This is a genomic window from Streptosporangiales bacterium (assembly GCA_009379955.1).
Taxonomy (GTDB): Bacteria; Actinomycetota; Actinomycetes; order Streptosporangiales; family WHST01; genus WHST01.
In genome coordinates this window covers 84,401-99,106 of the sequence record WHST01000003.1, presented here as the reverse complement: position 1 = coordinate 99,106, position 14,706 = coordinate 84,401, and the positions used below count along the sequence as shown (strand labels likewise).

Below are 14,706 nucleotides of genomic sequence, written 5' to 3'. Positions count from 1 at the left end.
TCCGCGCAGGGTGGGGTCGTGGGTGTGGGTGCCGACGACAGCGGTGACGTCGCCGTCGATGGCGCTGGCGAAGGACGCCTTTTCCCAGGCCGACTCGCCGTGCAGGTCGATGAGGACGACGCCTGGGAGGTCGAGGGTGTGGCGGATGTCGGTCCACGAGGGCCACAGCGGCTGGGGTTGGGGCGCCTTCATCCCGGGGAGGGCGGCGGTGGGGCTGAGTAGGTTGAGGACGGTCAGCTGCCGAGCGCCGGCGCCGACGCTGACAGCGCCGCGGCCGCGGGCCTCCTCGAGGTTGGCGGGACGCACCACTCGCTCGTAGCTGAGGACGTCGTCAACGTGCGGGCCGTCCCAGGAGTGGTTGCCGCCGGTGATGACGTCGACGCCGGCGGCGAGGAGTTCGTCGACGATCGCGGGAGTCATGCCGAAGCCGGTCATCGGGGATGGGCCGGTGACGGCGCAGTTCTCCGCGTTGACGACGACCCAGTCCAGCTGGTGTTGCTCACGCAAGGCAGGCAGCTGTGCAGCGAGCCAGGAGGCGGTCTCAGGGCCGACGATGTCGCCGACGGCGAGGATCCGCATCGGTTCCGCTGCGCTCATGCCGGCGCTACCTGTCGATCGGTGAGGTGCGCGGTGGGCTCCCTCGGTGAGCGAGGCGAGCTTCGCCCAGGTGATCCTTGGCAGCACAGGGTGGAACGTGGCGAACGTAGAGAAGCCGCAGTCGGTGCCGGCGATGACGCGTTCCATGCCAACGGTGTCGGCGTAGCGGACGATCCGCTCGGCGACGAGGTCCGGGTGCTCGACGTAGTTGGTGCAGGTATCGATGACGCCAGGGACGAGGACCTTGTCCTCGGGCAGTGGGTGGTCTTCGAAGACGCGCCACTCGTGGGCGTGCCGCGGGTTTGCCGCTTCCAGCAGGACGGTGCGGGGACGGGCGCGCATGACGACGTCGACGATGTCCGCGAGGTCGACGTCGCGGTGGTGGGGCGCCTCGTAGTTCCCCCAGCACAGGTGCATCCGCATCCGGTCCGGATCGATACCCGCGGTCGCCGCGTTCAGCGCCTCGACATGCCCGGCGATCGCGGCGCGGAACTCCTCGACCGAGGCGTCGGCATACTGGGCGCGCCGGCCCATCGCGAGATCGGGACAGTCGATCTGCAGCAAGAATCCCGCAGCGACGATGGCTTCGTACTCGGTGCGCATGGCATCGGCAAGTGCGCCGAGGTACGCGTCGTGTGAGCCGTAGTGCTGGTCGGCGAGGTAGATCGCGATGACACCGGGCGACGCGGCGGGCACGAACACTTCCTCAGGACCGGCGGCCCCGACGTCGTCGACGGCTGCCCGGAGCTCGGTCAGGTCCCGGTGTAGCTCGTCGCGTCCGATGTACCGAACTGGGCCGGTGCACGACGGGGTGGTGGTCACCAGGCCGTCCAGCGCTTGCTCGGTGATCTCCGGGTAGTCATCGAGATCGGCCAGCGACAGTACGCCCGCTTCGCCGTCGAAGCCGCAGAGGCGCTCCTTGACGTAGGTCGCGTACCCGATCTTGCCCTGTTCGCCGTCACTGCCCACATGCAGGCCGACCTCTCCCTGCTGACGCAAGACGCCCTCGGTGGCGTCCCTGACGAGCTCCGGCAGCGTCGCCAGTGTCGCGTCGTCAGCGACGCCTCGTTCCCTGTCCACCATCGCTTCGGCGAGTGCCGGCGGTCGGGGCAGGCTGCCGGTATGAGTGGTGCGGATCCCTTGCTGGTCACTGGTTCTCATGCCGGCGACGGTAACCCCGCCGCGGAAACACCAACCGGAAGCGAAGGTGAACACGGATAGAACATCCATCCCGTGAATGGCTCTACCGTTGAAATGCGTTCCAGCCTGCCTATTCTCGCCTCATGAACACCCAAGCAGGCGAAGTGGCAGCTGACCGCGCCGAGGACGGACGGGAGTCGATCAGTGGACGACTGCGCGCGCTGCTACCGAACCTGTCAGCCACCGCGCAGCGCATCGGCCAGGTCATCCTCGCCGACCCATCCGCCGTCGTGCAGCTCACCGTCACCGACGTCGCTGCCCGCAGCAACACCTCGGTCGGCAGCGTCGTACGGTTCTGCCAGGACGACCTCGAGCTACGCGGCTTCCAGGACCTCAAGCTCCGACTCGCCGCCGACGGCCCACACACGCCGGCCACTCCCATCCAGGACGTCACCGCCAGCGACCCACCCGCCGCCGCGCTCGCCGCAGTCCTCAATGTCAGCGCCACGGCTTTGACTGAAGCCACCCGCGCCGTCACCCCGGCAACCTTCAACCGTGCGGTCGACGCTATCGGCAAGGCCACACACCTCCTGCTTGTAGGCGTCGGCACGTCCGCGCCACTGGCACAGGACGCCGCGTACCGGTTCCGCAGCGTCGGCATCCACGCCGAGACCACCGCCGACACCCACATGCAACACGTCATGGCCCAACTCGCCGGAGCAGACACCGTCGCTCTCGCCATCAGCCACACCGGACAGACGCGAGAAACCCTCACCACCATGCGAGCCGCACGCACCGCCGGCGCTACCTGCATCGCGATCACCAGCTTCGCCCGCTCGCCACTCACCGAGCTGTGCGACCTCGCGCTCATCGCTGGCTCCGCCGAAACCCACCACCAAGTGGAAGCAATGACCAGCCGGCTGGTCCACCTCGCCATCCTCGACGCCCTCCGGGTAAGCATCACCCTCGCCCAACCCGAGCGAGCCGAGCGCGCCCAACGCCTCACCGCCGACGCCCTCATAGACCACCGCATCTAGCCCACAGCCGGCGCGGCGACCCATGGGCGACCGGACAACCACCCCACAGGTCCTGCCACGAAGTTGGCGGTAACACTCCCATCGCATCGCCGCGAGGCACGTTTGCTCGGTCGTCGGAACGTTCACGTCGAGGCTGAGGACTCGCTTCCAGGGGTTCAAATCCCCTCAGCTCCACCCAGGCATGCATTGTTCGGAACCATGGGCACGCGCGCACGAACGCGCGGCGTTCGCGGCGAGAATTAGGGTAGCCTAAGCTAATCTTGGCCGTGCCTGTACCGCCCATGCGAGGGAGCGTCCGTTGCGCCGATCCATCCCGACCACCGTCCGCCGACTCGCGGCTCTCGTCCTGGGGCTCTCCCTGGTCCTGGCGGTGGCAGGCTGTGGCTCCTCCTCCGACGCGTCCGACAAGGGCGTCGCCACGATCTCCGTCTCGCACAAGTTCGGCACCACGAAGGTCCCCGAAGGTGCCGACCGGGTGGTGACCGTCGGGTGGAACGACCAGGACTTCGTACTCGCCCTGGGCGTGGTGCCGGTGGCGACCCGAGCGTGGTTCGACGAGTACAACGACTTCTCCTGGGTGCAGGACGCGACCGACGGCAAGGGGGTCAAGGCGCTCGGCGGCGACGGGATCAACTACGAGGCGATCGCCAAGGAGAAGCCGGACGTCATCTTCGCGATCTACGAGACGATCGACAAGAAGACCTACGAGCGGCTGTCCACGATCGCGCCGACGGTCATCCAATCGGACGACTACAAGGACGAGGAGACGCCCTGGGACGTGCAGATGCTCACCGTCGGCAAGGCGCTCGGCAAGGCGGACGAGGCCAGGCGCCTGGTCGACCAGGTGGAGGCGAAGATCGACGAGGCGGTGAAGGCCAACCCTGAGTTCGCGGACAAGGTGCTGGTCGTGGACTTCGGTCCCGAGGACGGCGGCCACTACCTGATCGGTGCGGGCGACCCCCGGCGCACCCTTTTCGACGCCCTGGGTTTCGCCGCCCAGGACACCGTGGGTGATGTCAGCGAGGAGAAGCTCTCGCTGCTCGACGAGGACGTGCTGTTCGTCAACGGCGCCACCGAGAAGCAAATGCTCGCCTCGCTCGCCTTCAACCGGCTGGACGTCGTCAAGGACGACCGGGCCCTCTACACCTCGTTCGACTCCGATCTCAGCGGAGCGCTGTCGTACAGCGGACCGAAGGCACTGCTGCACGCTCTCGACGTGCTGGTTCCGCAACTCGCCAACGCGGTCAACGGCAGGCCGGTCGGCGACCTGACGAACAGCTGAGCGGGGAGGACGCGCGGGGTCGTCAGCGGCGGATGCGGGTGTGCTTCGACGGGCGAGGAATGACCAGCGGCGTGCCGGTCAGTGGGTCGTCGATGATCGTGCAGGACAGTCCGTAGACGTGCTCGATCAGCTCGGCGGTGACGATGTCGACCGGGTCGCCCTGGATGACGACGGTGCCGTCGTGCATCACCACGAGCTGGTCGGCGAACCGGCAGGCGTGGTTGAGATCGTGGAGCACGGCGACCACCGTGCGGCCGCGATCGCGGTTCAGTGCGACCAACAGGTCAAGCAGCTCCACCTGGTGGGAGATGTCGAGGAACGTCGTCGGCTCGTCGAGCAACACCAGCTCGGTGTCCTGAGCCAGCACCATCGCCACCCAGACGCGCTGCCGCTGACCACCGGAGAGCTCGTCGACCAGCCGCCCCGACAGCTCCGTCACGCCCGTCGCCGTCATCGCTGCGATCACCGCCTCCTCGTCCGCGCGTGACCACTGGTGCATCAGACCCTGGTGCGGGAACCGTCCTCGCGCGACCAGGTCGGCCACCGAGATGCCCTCGGGAGCTATCGACGTCTGGGGCAGCAGGCCGAGCCGGCGGGCCACCAGCCGGGTGGGAAGCCGCTGGATGTCCTCGCCGTCGAGGACGACGTGTCCCGCGATCGGGTGCAGCAGTCTGGCCAGGCCGCGTAGCAGGGTCGACTTGCCGCAGGCGTTGGGGCCGACGATGGCGGTGACGCCGCCGTGCAGGATGTCGATGTCGAGTCCGGTGATGACCGGGCGCTGGTCGTAGCCGAGCGTGATGTCACGCGCGCCCAGCCGTCCGCTGCGGTCAGGAGTTCCCGGCTGGGCGGCGGTGGAGTTCATCGGAGTCCTGTCGGCAGGTATCGGGGAGGGTCGTTCATCGGGCACGCCGTCGTCCTTGGGTGACGAGCAGGAAGACCAGATAGGCGCCACCCAGGCAGACCGTGACGGCTCCGACCGGCAACTCCGTGGGGGCGAGGGCGCGGAGCGCGATGAGGTCGCTCGCCAGGAGCAGGACGGCACCGGTGACCGCGGACGACGTCATTCCCACGCCGGGGCCGGAGGTCAGCCGCCGGGCGATCTGTGGTGCCGCCAGGGCGACGAAGGAGATCGGTCCGGCCGCCGCGGCGGCGAGTGCCACGAGAGCGACGCCGAGCACGAAGAAGTGGGCCCGGACGCGTTCGGTGCGCAGGCCGAGTGCTCCGGCCGCGTCGTCGCCCATCTGCATGATGGTCAGGGACGGACCGGTGAGCCCGAGCAACACGGTGACCAGGACGAAGCAGATCCCCAGGGGGACGGCCTGGGCCCAGTCGAGCCCGTTGAGCGTGCCCTGCGCCCACACCGCTGCCGTGGTGGCGGCGTGCAGGTCGATCTTGACGATGATCCACTGGTTGACCGAGCTCATCACGGCGCTCACGGCGATGCCGACGACGATCAACCGCACCCCGTGGACGGTGCCCCGCTTGCGAGACAGCAGGTAGACCACGGTCGCCACCGCGAGCCCACCGAGGAGCGCGCCGACCGCGGTGCGGGCGTAGTCACGACCGATGGTGGCGATCACCACCAGGGCGCCGGTGTAGGCGCCGACGTTGAAACCGATGATGTCCGGGCTGCCGAGCGGGTTGCGGGTGAGCGTCTGGAAGATCGCTCCGGCCATCCCGAGCGCCGCCCCGATGATCAGCGCGCTGACGATGCGTGGCATCCGCCACTCCAGCACCACCACGCGGGCGAACGAGTCGTCCGTGCCGATCAGCACCGAGATCACCTTGCCCGGCGAGACGGGGAACTCGCCTGCGCCGAGCGCGAAGACGGCGAGCACGGCCGCAGCGACGACCGAGGTCACGGTCGCCACCAGGGCGCGGTGACTGACCCGGACCGAGCGGCCGCCGACCCGCAGGACGAACTGTCGGTGGCGCCACGCGATGGCCGTGTCGCTTCCCCTGCCCGATCCCGGGTGGGCGGTCGCCCGCGGTCGTGCAGTCCTCATCGGCCCGCTCGCGCCGACTCCCGGCGGATCAACCAGATCAGCACCGGTGCACCGATGAAGGCGGTGACGATGCCGGCCGGCAGTTCCGACGGACGGATGATCAGGCGGCCCACCACATCGGCGACCAACAGGAGCGAGGGGCCCACCATCGTGCTGTAGGCCATGATCCAGCGCCAGTCGGGCCCGGTCAGCCGGCGCACGATGTGCGGGACCATCAGCCCGATGAAGCCGATCGGGCCGCAGGCCGCGGTGGCGGCCCCCGCCAGCAAGGTGACGGCGACCAGAGCCGTGACCCGGGTACGGCGTAGGCGACCACCCATGGCCGTCGCCAGGTCGTCGCCCATCGCCACCACGTTGAGCGAACGGCTCACGGCGAAGCAGAGGATCATGCCGACCACGACGAACGGCGCGACGACAGCGGTGACCGACAACGGACGTTCGTCCAGGGCTCCGGTATCCCAGAAGCGCATGGCGTCGAATGCCCGCGGATCATGCAGGCGGACGGTGAAGTTCGCCCCGTCCATGATCGCGCCCAGGGCCACGCCCGCCAGCAGCATCTGCACCGGATTGCCCGCCGCACGACTCAGCGAGCTGACGAGGTAGACGATGACGATACCCGCCATCGCCCCGGCGAAGGCGAACCAGAGATAGTCGGTGATCCGCTGGGCGCCGAGGAAAGAGATCGCCCAGACGACGCACAGGCTGGCGCCGGAGTTCACGCCGAGCACCTGGGCGTCGGCCAGGGGGTTACGGGTGACCGCCTGGATCAACGATGCGCTGAGCCCGATCGCGACCCCGACGACGATTGCGAGCACGGTTCGCGGGACCCGCAGGTCGCGGACGATCCACTCGTTCCCGCGGTCGGTGTAGTGCGTCAGCGCGCTCCACACCTCGTGGGGCGCGACATTCTCGGTACCGATCGCCACGCTGGCCACGCTGGTGGCGACGAGGACCACCGCGCACGCCAGCAGGCCGAGGGTCAGTCGCCGGCGCGGGCCTGCCAGTGGGGAGTCCGGGGTACTCGGCGGCTCCTGCGCGGAAGGAGGCGCGACCACGGACATGAGGTTAGCCTAACCTCAGCCCGTTCGATCACGGCGCCAACGTCCAGCAGTCAGCGGTAGCGCAGCATCACCAGGAGCGCGATCCACGCCAGGCCGATGAGGATCGAGACGATCCCGCCGATCCGCGTCAGGACCAGGCCGGCGCGGGACGGCTCGGGGTTGCGGAACATCACTCGGGTGAAGAAGTACTGCAGGCGCCACGCCTGTACCGGCCGCACCACGCCGTGGATGCCGGCAGCGACGAAGAGCAGGCCGGCGAGCCCGGCGAAGAAGGTGTCCGAACCATCTGTCACGACATGCCTCCGTGACCGCTACTGCGGTCGTTCGCGGTCGCGGAGCTGGAACTTCTGGATCTTGCCGGTCGACGTCTTCGGCAGCGCGTCGACGAACTCGACGCTGTCCGGCGCCTTGTACCTGGCGAGCCGGCCGCGGACGTGGTCGACGATCTCGTCCCTCGTCGCGGCGGCGCCCTCGCGGAGTACGACGAACGCCTTGGGCCGTTCTCCCCACTTCTCGTCCGGCACGCCCACGACGGCCACCTCGAGGACCGTGGGGTGGGAGTCGATCGCGCGTTCCACCTCGATCGTCGAGATGTTCTCGCCGCCGGAGACGATGATGTCCTTGGCCCGGTCGCGCAGCTCGACGTACCCGTCCGCGTGCCAGACGCCGAGATCGCCGGAGTGGAACCAGCCGCCGCGGAACGCCTCCGCGGTCGCCTCGGCGTCGTCGAAGTAGCCGGACATGACGTTGTTGCCGCGCATGACGGCCTCGCCGATCGTCTCGCCGTCGCGCGGCACGTCGAGCATGGTCTCGGGGTCGACGACGCGGATCCCGTCGGTCGACACCATGCCCACACCCTGCCGGGCGAGCAGCCTCGCCCGGTCGGCCACGTCGAGGCGCGGCCAGCCCTGCTGCCACTCGCAGACCGAGTACGGACCGTAAGTCTCGGTGAGGCCGTACACGTGCACGATCCGCGCGCCGAGGTCCTCCATCCGCGCGATGACCGTCGGGCTCGGTGCTGCGCCGGCGGTCGTCACGACGATCTCGCGGCCGAACGGGTGCGCCTGCTTCGCGTTCGCGATCGAGACGAGCACGGTGGGTGCGCCGTTGAGGTGGGTGATGCCCTCCGTGTCGAGCAGTCGCCAGATCTCGGCGGGGTCCACCGCCCGCAGGCACACGTGCGTACCGCCGACGGCGGTGACGCCCCACGTGGTGCACCAGCCGTTGCAGTGGAACATCGGCAGCGTCCACAGGTAGACCGACTCGGGGGTGTGCCGGGAGTGGACGGCCTCGGCGAGTGCGTTGAGGTACGCGCCGCGATGGTGGTACATCACGCCCTTGGGCTGCCCCGTCGTGCCCGAGGTGTAGTTGATCGAGATCGTCGACCGCTCGTCGTCGACGGCCCACGGCAGCGGGCGGTCGTCGCCGCGGGCGAGCAGCTCCTCGTACGAGGGACCGCTGACGGCCGGGTCGGGAGCGCACCCCGAGGCGGGGTCGACCACGGTGACGACCTCCTCCACCGTGGCGAGGCGGCCGACCACCGGCGCGACGGTGGGGTGCAGCCCGGCGTCGACCACCAGCATCCGCGCACCCGAGTGGTCGCAGATGTGGCGGACCTCCTCGGGCGCCAGCCTGGTGTTGATCGCCACGAGCACGGCACCTGCCAGTGACACCCCGAAGTGTGCGACCAGCATCTCCGGGATGTTCGGCAGCAGGTACGCGACCCGGTCGCCCGGCCCGATCCCGCTCGCGCGCAGCGCGTGGGCGAGACGCGTGGCCTCGCCGCCGAACTCGGCGTACGTCTGGCGCCGGTCGCCGTACGCGATTGCCGTCTTGTCTGCGAACACCTCGGCGCTGCGGCCGAGGAACGCCAGCGGCGTGAGCGGGGTGTACCAGGTGTCGGCTGCGCCCGTCATGGTCGCCATCGTGGCAGCGCTGAGGTGCGCTGACCAGACTCGCCCGGCGCTGCCGTCGGTCCGACGAGGCCACTTCCCACGGTGAGTACGCACTTCCCATGGCGCATGCGCCGTGTTCGGTGCGGCTTCACCAACTGAACGTGATCATTCGCGAGGGCCGTCGCGCAGGGCTGCACCCGAGGGGGATCATCCTCAGTCCGACGATCCGTGGGTGCGGGCGACGACGTGGCAGGCGACGAGGTGCTCCTCGCCGTCGCCGGTGTCGACGGGCAGCAACGGGGGCGCCGTCGTCCGGCAGACGTCCTCGGCGAGCGGGCAGCGCGGGTGGAAGGTGCAGCCCGTCGGCGGGTGGGCGGCGTCGGGTACCTCGCCGGCGAGCGGGCGTGCCGACCAGGCCGCCTCGGCCGCCGGGTCGGCGACGGGGACGGCCTCCTGCAGGGCGCGGGCGTACGGGTGGAGCGGCTCGTCAGAGACGGTGCGCCAGGAGCCGAGCTCCACGATCTCGCCCAGGTACATGACCGCGATCCGGTCGGCAATGTGGCGCACCATGCCGAGGTCGTGGGAGATGAAGACGCACGTGAGGCCGAGCTCGTCGCGCAGCCGTGCGACCAGGTTCATCACCTCGGCGCGCACCGACACGTCGAGTGCCGAGACCGGCTCGTCGAGCACGAGCACGTCGGGTCGTACCGCGAGGGCGCGGGCGATGCCGACGCGCTGCCGCTGACCGCCGGAGAGCCGGCCGGGCAGCCGGTCGGCCGTCGACGCCGGCAGCCCGACCAGGCCGAGCAGCTCCGCCACCCGCGCGCGACGGGACGCCGCGGTCGTCGACGCGTCGTGGACCGCCAGCACCTCCTCGATCGCGGTGCCGACGCGCATCCGCGGGTTGAGCGACGCGTACGGGTCCTGGAACACCAGCTGGACCGTGCGCCGCAGCCGCCGCAGCCGCGCCCCGCGCGCGTGCGCGACGTCCTCGCCGGCGATCCGGATCGTGCCGGACGTCGGCCGCTCGAGGCGGACGAGCAGCTGCGCCGTCGTCGACTTGCCGCATCCGCTCTCGCCGACCAGCCCGAGAGTCTCGCCGCGCGCCACGTCGAAGCTCACGCCCGCGAGCGCGCGCACCGTGCCCCGCCCGGGCACGGTGTAGCGCTTGACCAGGTCGCGCACCTCGATCATCGGCCGTTCAGCGTTCACAGCCACTCCTCGCGCGGCACCCAGCACGCCGCCCTGCTCTCCCCGCGGTCGAGGAGCGGCGGCTCCTCGTCGCAACGGTCGACGCGCTGCGGGCACCGCGGACCGAGCGGGCACCCGGTGGGCAGCCGCGACGGCACGACGGGTATGCCGCCGATCTGCGGCAACGGCTCCCGCTCGGCGCCGCGCATCGGCGGGATCGAGCGCAGCAGGCCCTCGGCGTACGGGTGGTGCGGCGCGGCGAACAGCGCACGTGTCGTCGCCTCCTCGACCACGCGCCCCGCGTACATGACGAGGATGCGGTCGGCGACCCGCGCCACCACGCCGAGGTCGTGGGTGATCCAGACGACCGCGAGTCCGTACTCGTCGCGGAGCCGACGCACCAGCTCGACGATCTGCCGCTGGATCGTCACGTCGAGCGCGGTGGTGGGCTCGTCGGCGATGAGCAGCCGCGGTCGCGCCGCCAGTGCCGAGGCGATGAGCACCCGCTGGCGCATGCCGCCCGACAGCTGGTGGGGGTACGAGCGCACCACGCGGTCGGGCGACGGCATGCCGACCTCGGCGAGCACCTCGCGGGTACGGGCGCGCGCGTCCTGCGCCGTCCATCCGTGCGCGGTGAGGCCCTCGGCGATCTGCCGGCCGACGCGCATCAACGGGTTCAGCGACGTCATCGGGTCCTGGTAGACCATGCCGACCGTCCGTCCGCGCAACGGCCGCCGCTCGGTCTCGGGCAGGTGCAGCACCTCGCGGCCCTCCAACCGCACCGACCCGCCGGTCACCCGTACGCCATCGGGCAACAGGCCGGCGACCGACAGTGCGGTGAGCGACTTGCCCGAGCCGGACTCGCCGACCACGCCCACGGTCTCGCCCGCGGCAACGGCGAGGTCGACGCCGCGGACGACCTCGACGGCGGGATCGCCCACCGCGGTACGCAGGCCCTCGACGCGGAGCACCTCGGTGTCCACGGTCGCCGGGATCATCGCCGCGCCCGTGGGTCGAGCGCGGCGCGCAGGCCGTCGCCGGTGAGGTTGAGCCCGACGACGGCGAGGACGACCGCGGCGGCCGGGAACGCCATCGACCACCACGCGATCGCGACGACGTTGCGCGCGTCGGACACCATCAGGCCGAGGCTCGGGTCGGGCGGCTGGGTGCCGAGCCCGAGGAACGACAGCGCGGACTCGGTGAGGATCGCCCACGACAGCGCCAGCGTGACCTGCACGACGATCGGCGCGGCCACGCCGGGCAGGACGTGACGCAGCAGCAGGCGCGAGAGCGGCAGCCCGAGCACGCGTCCCGCCTTGACGTACTCCGACCGCGCCACGGTGAGCGTCGGCCCGCGCGAGACCCGGACGAAGATCGGCGTGTAGACGACCGCGATCGCGATGGCCGTGTTGAACCAACCGCGGCCGAGCGCGGTGATGACCGCCAGCGCGAGCAGGATCGCGGGGAAGGCGAAGAGCACCTCGCCGATCCGGCTGACGACCTGGTCCCACCAGCCGCGGAAGAACCCGGCCGTGACGCCGAGCACCGCGCCGATCAGGCACGCGAGCGCGACGGAGACGAACGCGACGCGCAGCGACGTCGCGATGCCCACGAACGTTCGCACGGCGATGTCGCGGCCGAACTGGTCGGTGCCGAACCAGTGCGCACCCGACGGACCCTGCATCCGGATCGCCGGGTTCTGGTCGGTGGGCGCGTACGGCAGCAGGCCGGTGACGCCGGCGACGGCGAGGAGCACGAGGGCGGCGAGGACCAGCACGCCGATGCGGCCGTTGCGGTCGGCCCACACGCCGGCGACCAGGGACCGCCAGCCGCGCAGCGGGGTCTCGACGAGATCTGCGGCGGTGGGGAGCGTGGTGCTCATGCGCCCGCCTCCGTCGTCCGCGGGTCGATGACCCGGTACAGCAGGTCGACGAGCAGGTTGACGAGGACGAACCCGATCGCGACGACGAGCACGGTGCTCTGCACGGTCGGGTAGTCGCGGTCGTTGATCGCGGTGAACAGCAACCGGCCGAGGCCGGGCAGCGCGAAGACCTGCTCGATGATGACGGTGCCGCCGAGCAGGTAGCCGAACTGGATGCCGGCCAGCGTCACGATCGGCACGGACGCGTTGCGCAGCACGTGCACGCCACGGATCCTGCCCTCGCGGACGCCCTTGCCGCGCGCGGTGCGGACGAAGTCGGATTCCACGACGTCGGCGTACGCGGACCGCGTCGTGCGCATGACGTTGGCCGCGAGCCCGATGGACAGCACCAGGGCCGGGTAGAGGATCTGGCTCAGGTTGCCGCCGACGTTCTCCGTCAGCGGCACGAACGTGCCGGTGTCGGGGAAGTAGCCGAACGCCTCCGCGAGCACGGCGACCACGAGCGTGGCGAGGACGAACTCAGGGAGGGCGAGGCCGAGCAGTCCGGCGCCCTGCGTGAGGCCGTCGCGCGCCCGACCAGGGCCGCTCGCCGCGAGCACGCCCATCGCGACGCCGACCGGCGTGCCGATGAGCGTGGCGACGACGGCGAGCTCGACGGTCACCGGTAACGCGGACCCGATCAGCTCGGCGACCGGGATGCCGGTGCTCAGCGAGACGCCGAGGTTGCCCTGCAGCAACGCGAGCACCCACGTCGCGAACTGCCCGAGCAGCGACTTGTCGAGCCCGTAGTAACGCTCGAGTGCCACGCGTTGCGCGTCGGTGAGCGTGCCTGACTCGATGCCGAGCGCCGCCGTGATGGCGTCGCCGGGGATCGCGCGCAGCACGAGGAACACCACGACGGTGACGCCCGCGAGCGTCAGCGCCGTGCCGAGCAGCCGGCGGGCCGCCCAGCGCCACATGCTCCCGCGCGACACCGTGCGGTCAGCCCACCGACGTCGTGGTGAGCGAGAACAGCGACCCGTCGGGACGGGCCTCGAAGCCCTTCACGTCCTTGCCCACCAGGTAGTAGTTGTCGCCGCGGAACAACCACACCCACGGCGACTCCTCGAGCAGTCGCTCCTGCAGCTGTCGATACGTGGACGTACGCGTCGCCTCGTCAGTGGTCGCGTTGCCCTTGGACAGCAACGAGTGCAGTCTCTTGGAGTCGAGGCCGGCGGCCTTGGCGAGGCTGCCGCCCTCGGTGAAGTAGCGGCCGTACATCAGGTACGGGTCGTAGCTGCCGCCGTTGAGGGCGACGGAGGCGTCGAAGTCGGCCTCGAGCCATGCCGTGACGAAGGGGTCGGTGCTGAGCTGGTCGAGCTCCAGCGTCACGCCGATCTTCTTCAGCTGTGCCTGCAGGTTCTGCCCTTCCGCCACGGCCGTCGCGTACTCGCCGGTCTGCACGATCGTCCGCAGCTTCACGTCGTCGGTGTGGCCGGCGTCCGCGAGCAGCTTCTTCGCCGCGGCCGTGTCGCCCGGCTCGCACGGCAGGCCGTCGGTCGCGTCGTACGGGAACGCCGGGCTGGTGATCGGTCCGGTGACGCGTCCGTCGCCGAACGCCGCCGTGTCGACGACCTCCTGCCGGTCGATCGCGCACGCGATCGCCTGCCGCACCCGGACGTCCTTCAGCGGTCCGCGGCGGCCGTTGAGCATCAGCGTGTGGTACGAGAGTGCCGCCTCCTTGACGACGCTGAAGTCGCCGCCCTTGTCGCCTGCCTGCTTCGCAACGCTCGGGTCGGAGAGCATGCCGAGCTGGAACGTGCCCGCGCGCATGCCGGACAGGATCGACGACTCGGTCGGGATCACCCGGAACTCGAGCTCGCCGATCTTCGGCGCCCCACCCCAGTAGTCCTTGTTGCCGGTGAGCAGCACCTGCTGACCCTGGTTGCGCGACTTCCAGGCGAAGGCGCCCGTGCCGTTCGGCTCCTTGTCGACGGTGCCAGCTTCGACGTCGGCCTCGTGGACCATCGCTGAGTTCACCGACACGAGGGCGTAGAGCAGGGCGCTGTTCGGCGCGGAGAGCTCGAAGACGGCGGTCTGGTCGTCGGGCGTGGTCACCTCGTCGATGACCGCGATGTTGGACCTGGCGACCGCTCCGGTCTTCTCGTCGAGGATGCGGTCGATGCTCGCCTTCACGTCCGCGGACGTGAACGGGTCGCCGTTCTGCCACTTCACGCCCTTGCGGAGCGTGAAGGTCATCGTGCGCCCGCCGTCGGACGGCTCCCACTTCGTCGCGAGCGCGGGGATCAGCTTGCCCTTCGCGTCGACGCGGACGAGCGGCTCGTAGATCATGCTCAGCGTGTCGATGGTCTGGAACGCCGTGGCGACGTGCGGGTCGAGCTTGTCGAGGTCGCCGGTGCGGGCGACGACGAACTTCCCGGACGGCTTCTTCTCCTCGGCCGACTCGGACCCGGCGGGTGCGCAGGCGGCGAGGGCGGCCGCGGTGGTGAGACAGGCGATCGCGGCGATCGCGCGGCGGTGCGGAGCCATCGGGCTACCTCCGGGCCGGGGAAGAGTGAACGCTTGAGGTTAGTCATTGACCTCTCCGGCAATCAAGGAAGTGAACTGCTAACTTC

The 14,706-nt window shown here is 70.3% G+C and carries 12 protein-coding genes and 1 pseudogene; 2 read left to right on the top strand and 11 right to left on the bottom strand.

The window, feature by feature from the left end; all coding sequences use genetic code 11:
* Window positions 1-633 precede the first annotated feature (633 nt).
* Window positions 634-1,680, bottom strand: a pseudogene (locus GEV10_01820) (epoxyalkane--coenzyme M transferase).
* 200 nt (window positions 1,681-1,880) lie between these two features.
* Between GEV10_01820 and GEV10_01815 the strand changes: the two are divergent.
* Window positions 1,881-2,774: an SIS domain-containing protein gene (locus GEV10_01815; protein MQA77216.1), complete on the top strand. Its 894-nt coding sequence runs from the start codon at window positions 1,881-1,883 to the stop codon at window positions 2,772-2,774.
* A gap of 310 nt (window positions 2,775-3,084) precedes the next feature.
* Complete coding sequence (locus GEV10_01810) at window positions 3,085-4,056, top strand: ABC transporter substrate-binding protein (GenBank protein ID MQA77215.1); 972 nt, start codon at window positions 3,085-3,087, stop codon at window positions 4,054-4,056.
* A 22-nt stretch (window positions 4,057-4,078) separates the two neighbouring features.
* On the opposite strand, the gene GEV10_01805 is transcribed toward GEV10_01810, so the two are convergent.
* The 10 genes from GEV10_01805 to GEV10_01760 form a co-directional block, all read right to left on the bottom strand.
* A complete protein-coding gene (locus GEV10_01805; GenBank protein MQA77214.1) occupies window positions 4,079-4,918 on the bottom strand; it encodes an ATP-binding cassette domain-containing protein in 840 nt (279 codons plus the stop codon).
* A 34-nt stretch (window positions 4,919-4,952) separates the two neighbouring features.
* On the bottom strand, window positions 4,953-6,062 hold the full coding sequence (locus GEV10_01800; GenBank protein MQA77213.1) for an iron chelate uptake ABC transporter family permease subunit: 1,110 nt from the start codon (window positions 6,060-6,062) through the stop codon (window positions 4,953-4,955).
* Window positions 6,059-7,123 (bottom strand): iron chelate uptake ABC transporter family permease subunit, encoded by a 1,065-nt coding sequence (locus GEV10_01795; GenBank protein MQA77212.1) that lies wholly within the window; start codon window positions 7,121-7,123, stop codon window positions 6,059-6,061. The genes GEV10_01800 and GEV10_01795 overlap by 4 nt, the downstream gene beginning before the upstream one ends.
* 50 nt (window positions 7,124-7,173) lie before the next feature.
* The gene (locus GEV10_01790; protein ID MQA77211.1) at window positions 7,174-7,416 is read right to left on the bottom strand and encodes a hypothetical protein; all 243 of its coding nucleotides are present in this window, start codon (window positions 7,414-7,416) and stop codon (window positions 7,174-7,176) included.
* An 18-nt stretch (window positions 7,417-7,434) separates the two neighbouring features.
* Window positions 7,435-9,039: a long-chain-fatty-acid--CoA ligase gene (locus tag GEV10_01785; GenBank protein MQA77210.1), complete on the bottom strand. Its 1,605-nt coding sequence runs from the start codon at window positions 9,037-9,039 to the stop codon at window positions 7,435-7,437.
* Between the two features lie 192 nt (window positions 9,040-9,231).
* Complete coding sequence (locus GEV10_01780; protein MQA77209.1) at window positions 9,232-10,212, bottom strand: ATP-binding cassette domain-containing protein; 981 nt, start codon at window positions 10,210-10,212, stop codon at window positions 9,232-9,234.
* Between the two features lie 14 nt (window positions 10,213-10,226).
* Window positions 10,227-11,207 (bottom strand): ATP-binding cassette domain-containing protein, encoded by a 981-nt coding sequence (locus GEV10_01775; GenBank protein ID MQA77208.1) that lies wholly within the window; start codon window positions 11,205-11,207, stop codon window positions 10,227-10,229.
* Window positions 11,204-12,091, bottom strand: a complete 888-nt coding sequence (locus tag GEV10_01770; GenBank protein MQA77207.1) for an ABC transporter permease subunit — start codon at window positions 12,089-12,091, stop codon at window positions 11,204-11,206. Before GEV10_01770 ends, GEV10_01775 begins: the two co-directional genes overlap by 4 nt.
* Complete coding sequence (locus GEV10_01765) at window positions 12,088-13,050, bottom strand: ABC transporter permease subunit (GenBank protein ID MQA77206.1); 963 nt, start codon at window positions 13,048-13,050, stop codon at window positions 12,088-12,090. Before GEV10_01765 ends, GEV10_01770 begins: the two co-directional genes overlap by 4 nt.
* A 22-nt stretch (window positions 13,051-13,072) precedes the next feature.
* Window positions 13,073-14,620: an ABC transporter substrate-binding protein gene (locus tag GEV10_01760; GenBank protein ID MQA77205.1), complete on the bottom strand. Its 1,548-nt coding sequence runs from the start codon at window positions 14,618-14,620 to the stop codon at window positions 13,073-13,075.
* Window positions 14,621-14,706 lie beyond the last annotated feature (86 nt).

Coding starts and splice junctions, on each gene's coding strand:
- GEV10_01815 (MQA77216.1), top strand. CDS start 1,881: ATGAACACCCAAGCAGGCGAAGTGGCAGCTGACCGCGCCGAGGACGGA.
- GEV10_01805 (MQA77214.1), bottom strand. CDS start 4,918: ATGAACTCCACCGCCGCCCAGCCGGGAACTCCTGACCGCAGCGGACGG.
- GEV10_01800 (MQA77213.1), bottom strand. CDS start 6,062: ATGAGGACTGCACGACCGCGGGCGACCGCCCACCCGGGATCGGGCAGG.
- GEV10_01795 (MQA77212.1), bottom strand. CDS start 7,123: ATGTCCGTGGTCGCGCCTCCTTCCGCGCAGGAGCCGCCGAGTACCCCG.
- GEV10_01785 (MQA77210.1), bottom strand. CDS start 9,039: ATGACGGGCGCAGCCGACACCTGGTACACCCCGCTCACGCCGCTGGCG.
- GEV10_01780 (MQA77209.1), bottom strand. CDS start 10,212: ATGATCGAGGTGCGCGACCTGGTCAAGCGCTACACCGTGCCCGGGCGG.
- GEV10_01775 (MQA77208.1), bottom strand. CDS start 11,207: ATGATCCCGGCGACCGTGGACACCGAGGTGCTCCGCGTCGAGGGCCTG.
- GEV10_01770 (MQA77207.1), bottom strand. CDS start 12,091: ATGAGCACCACGCTCCCCACCGCCGCAGATCTCGTCGAGACCCCGCTG.
- GEV10_01765 (MQA77206.1), bottom strand. CDS start 13,050: ATGTGGCGCTGGGCGGCCCGCCGGCTGCTCGGCACGGCGCTGACGCTC.
- GEV10_01760 (MQA77205.1), bottom strand. CDS start 14,620: ATGGCTCCGCACCGCCGCGCGATCGCCGCGATCGCCTGTCTCACCACC.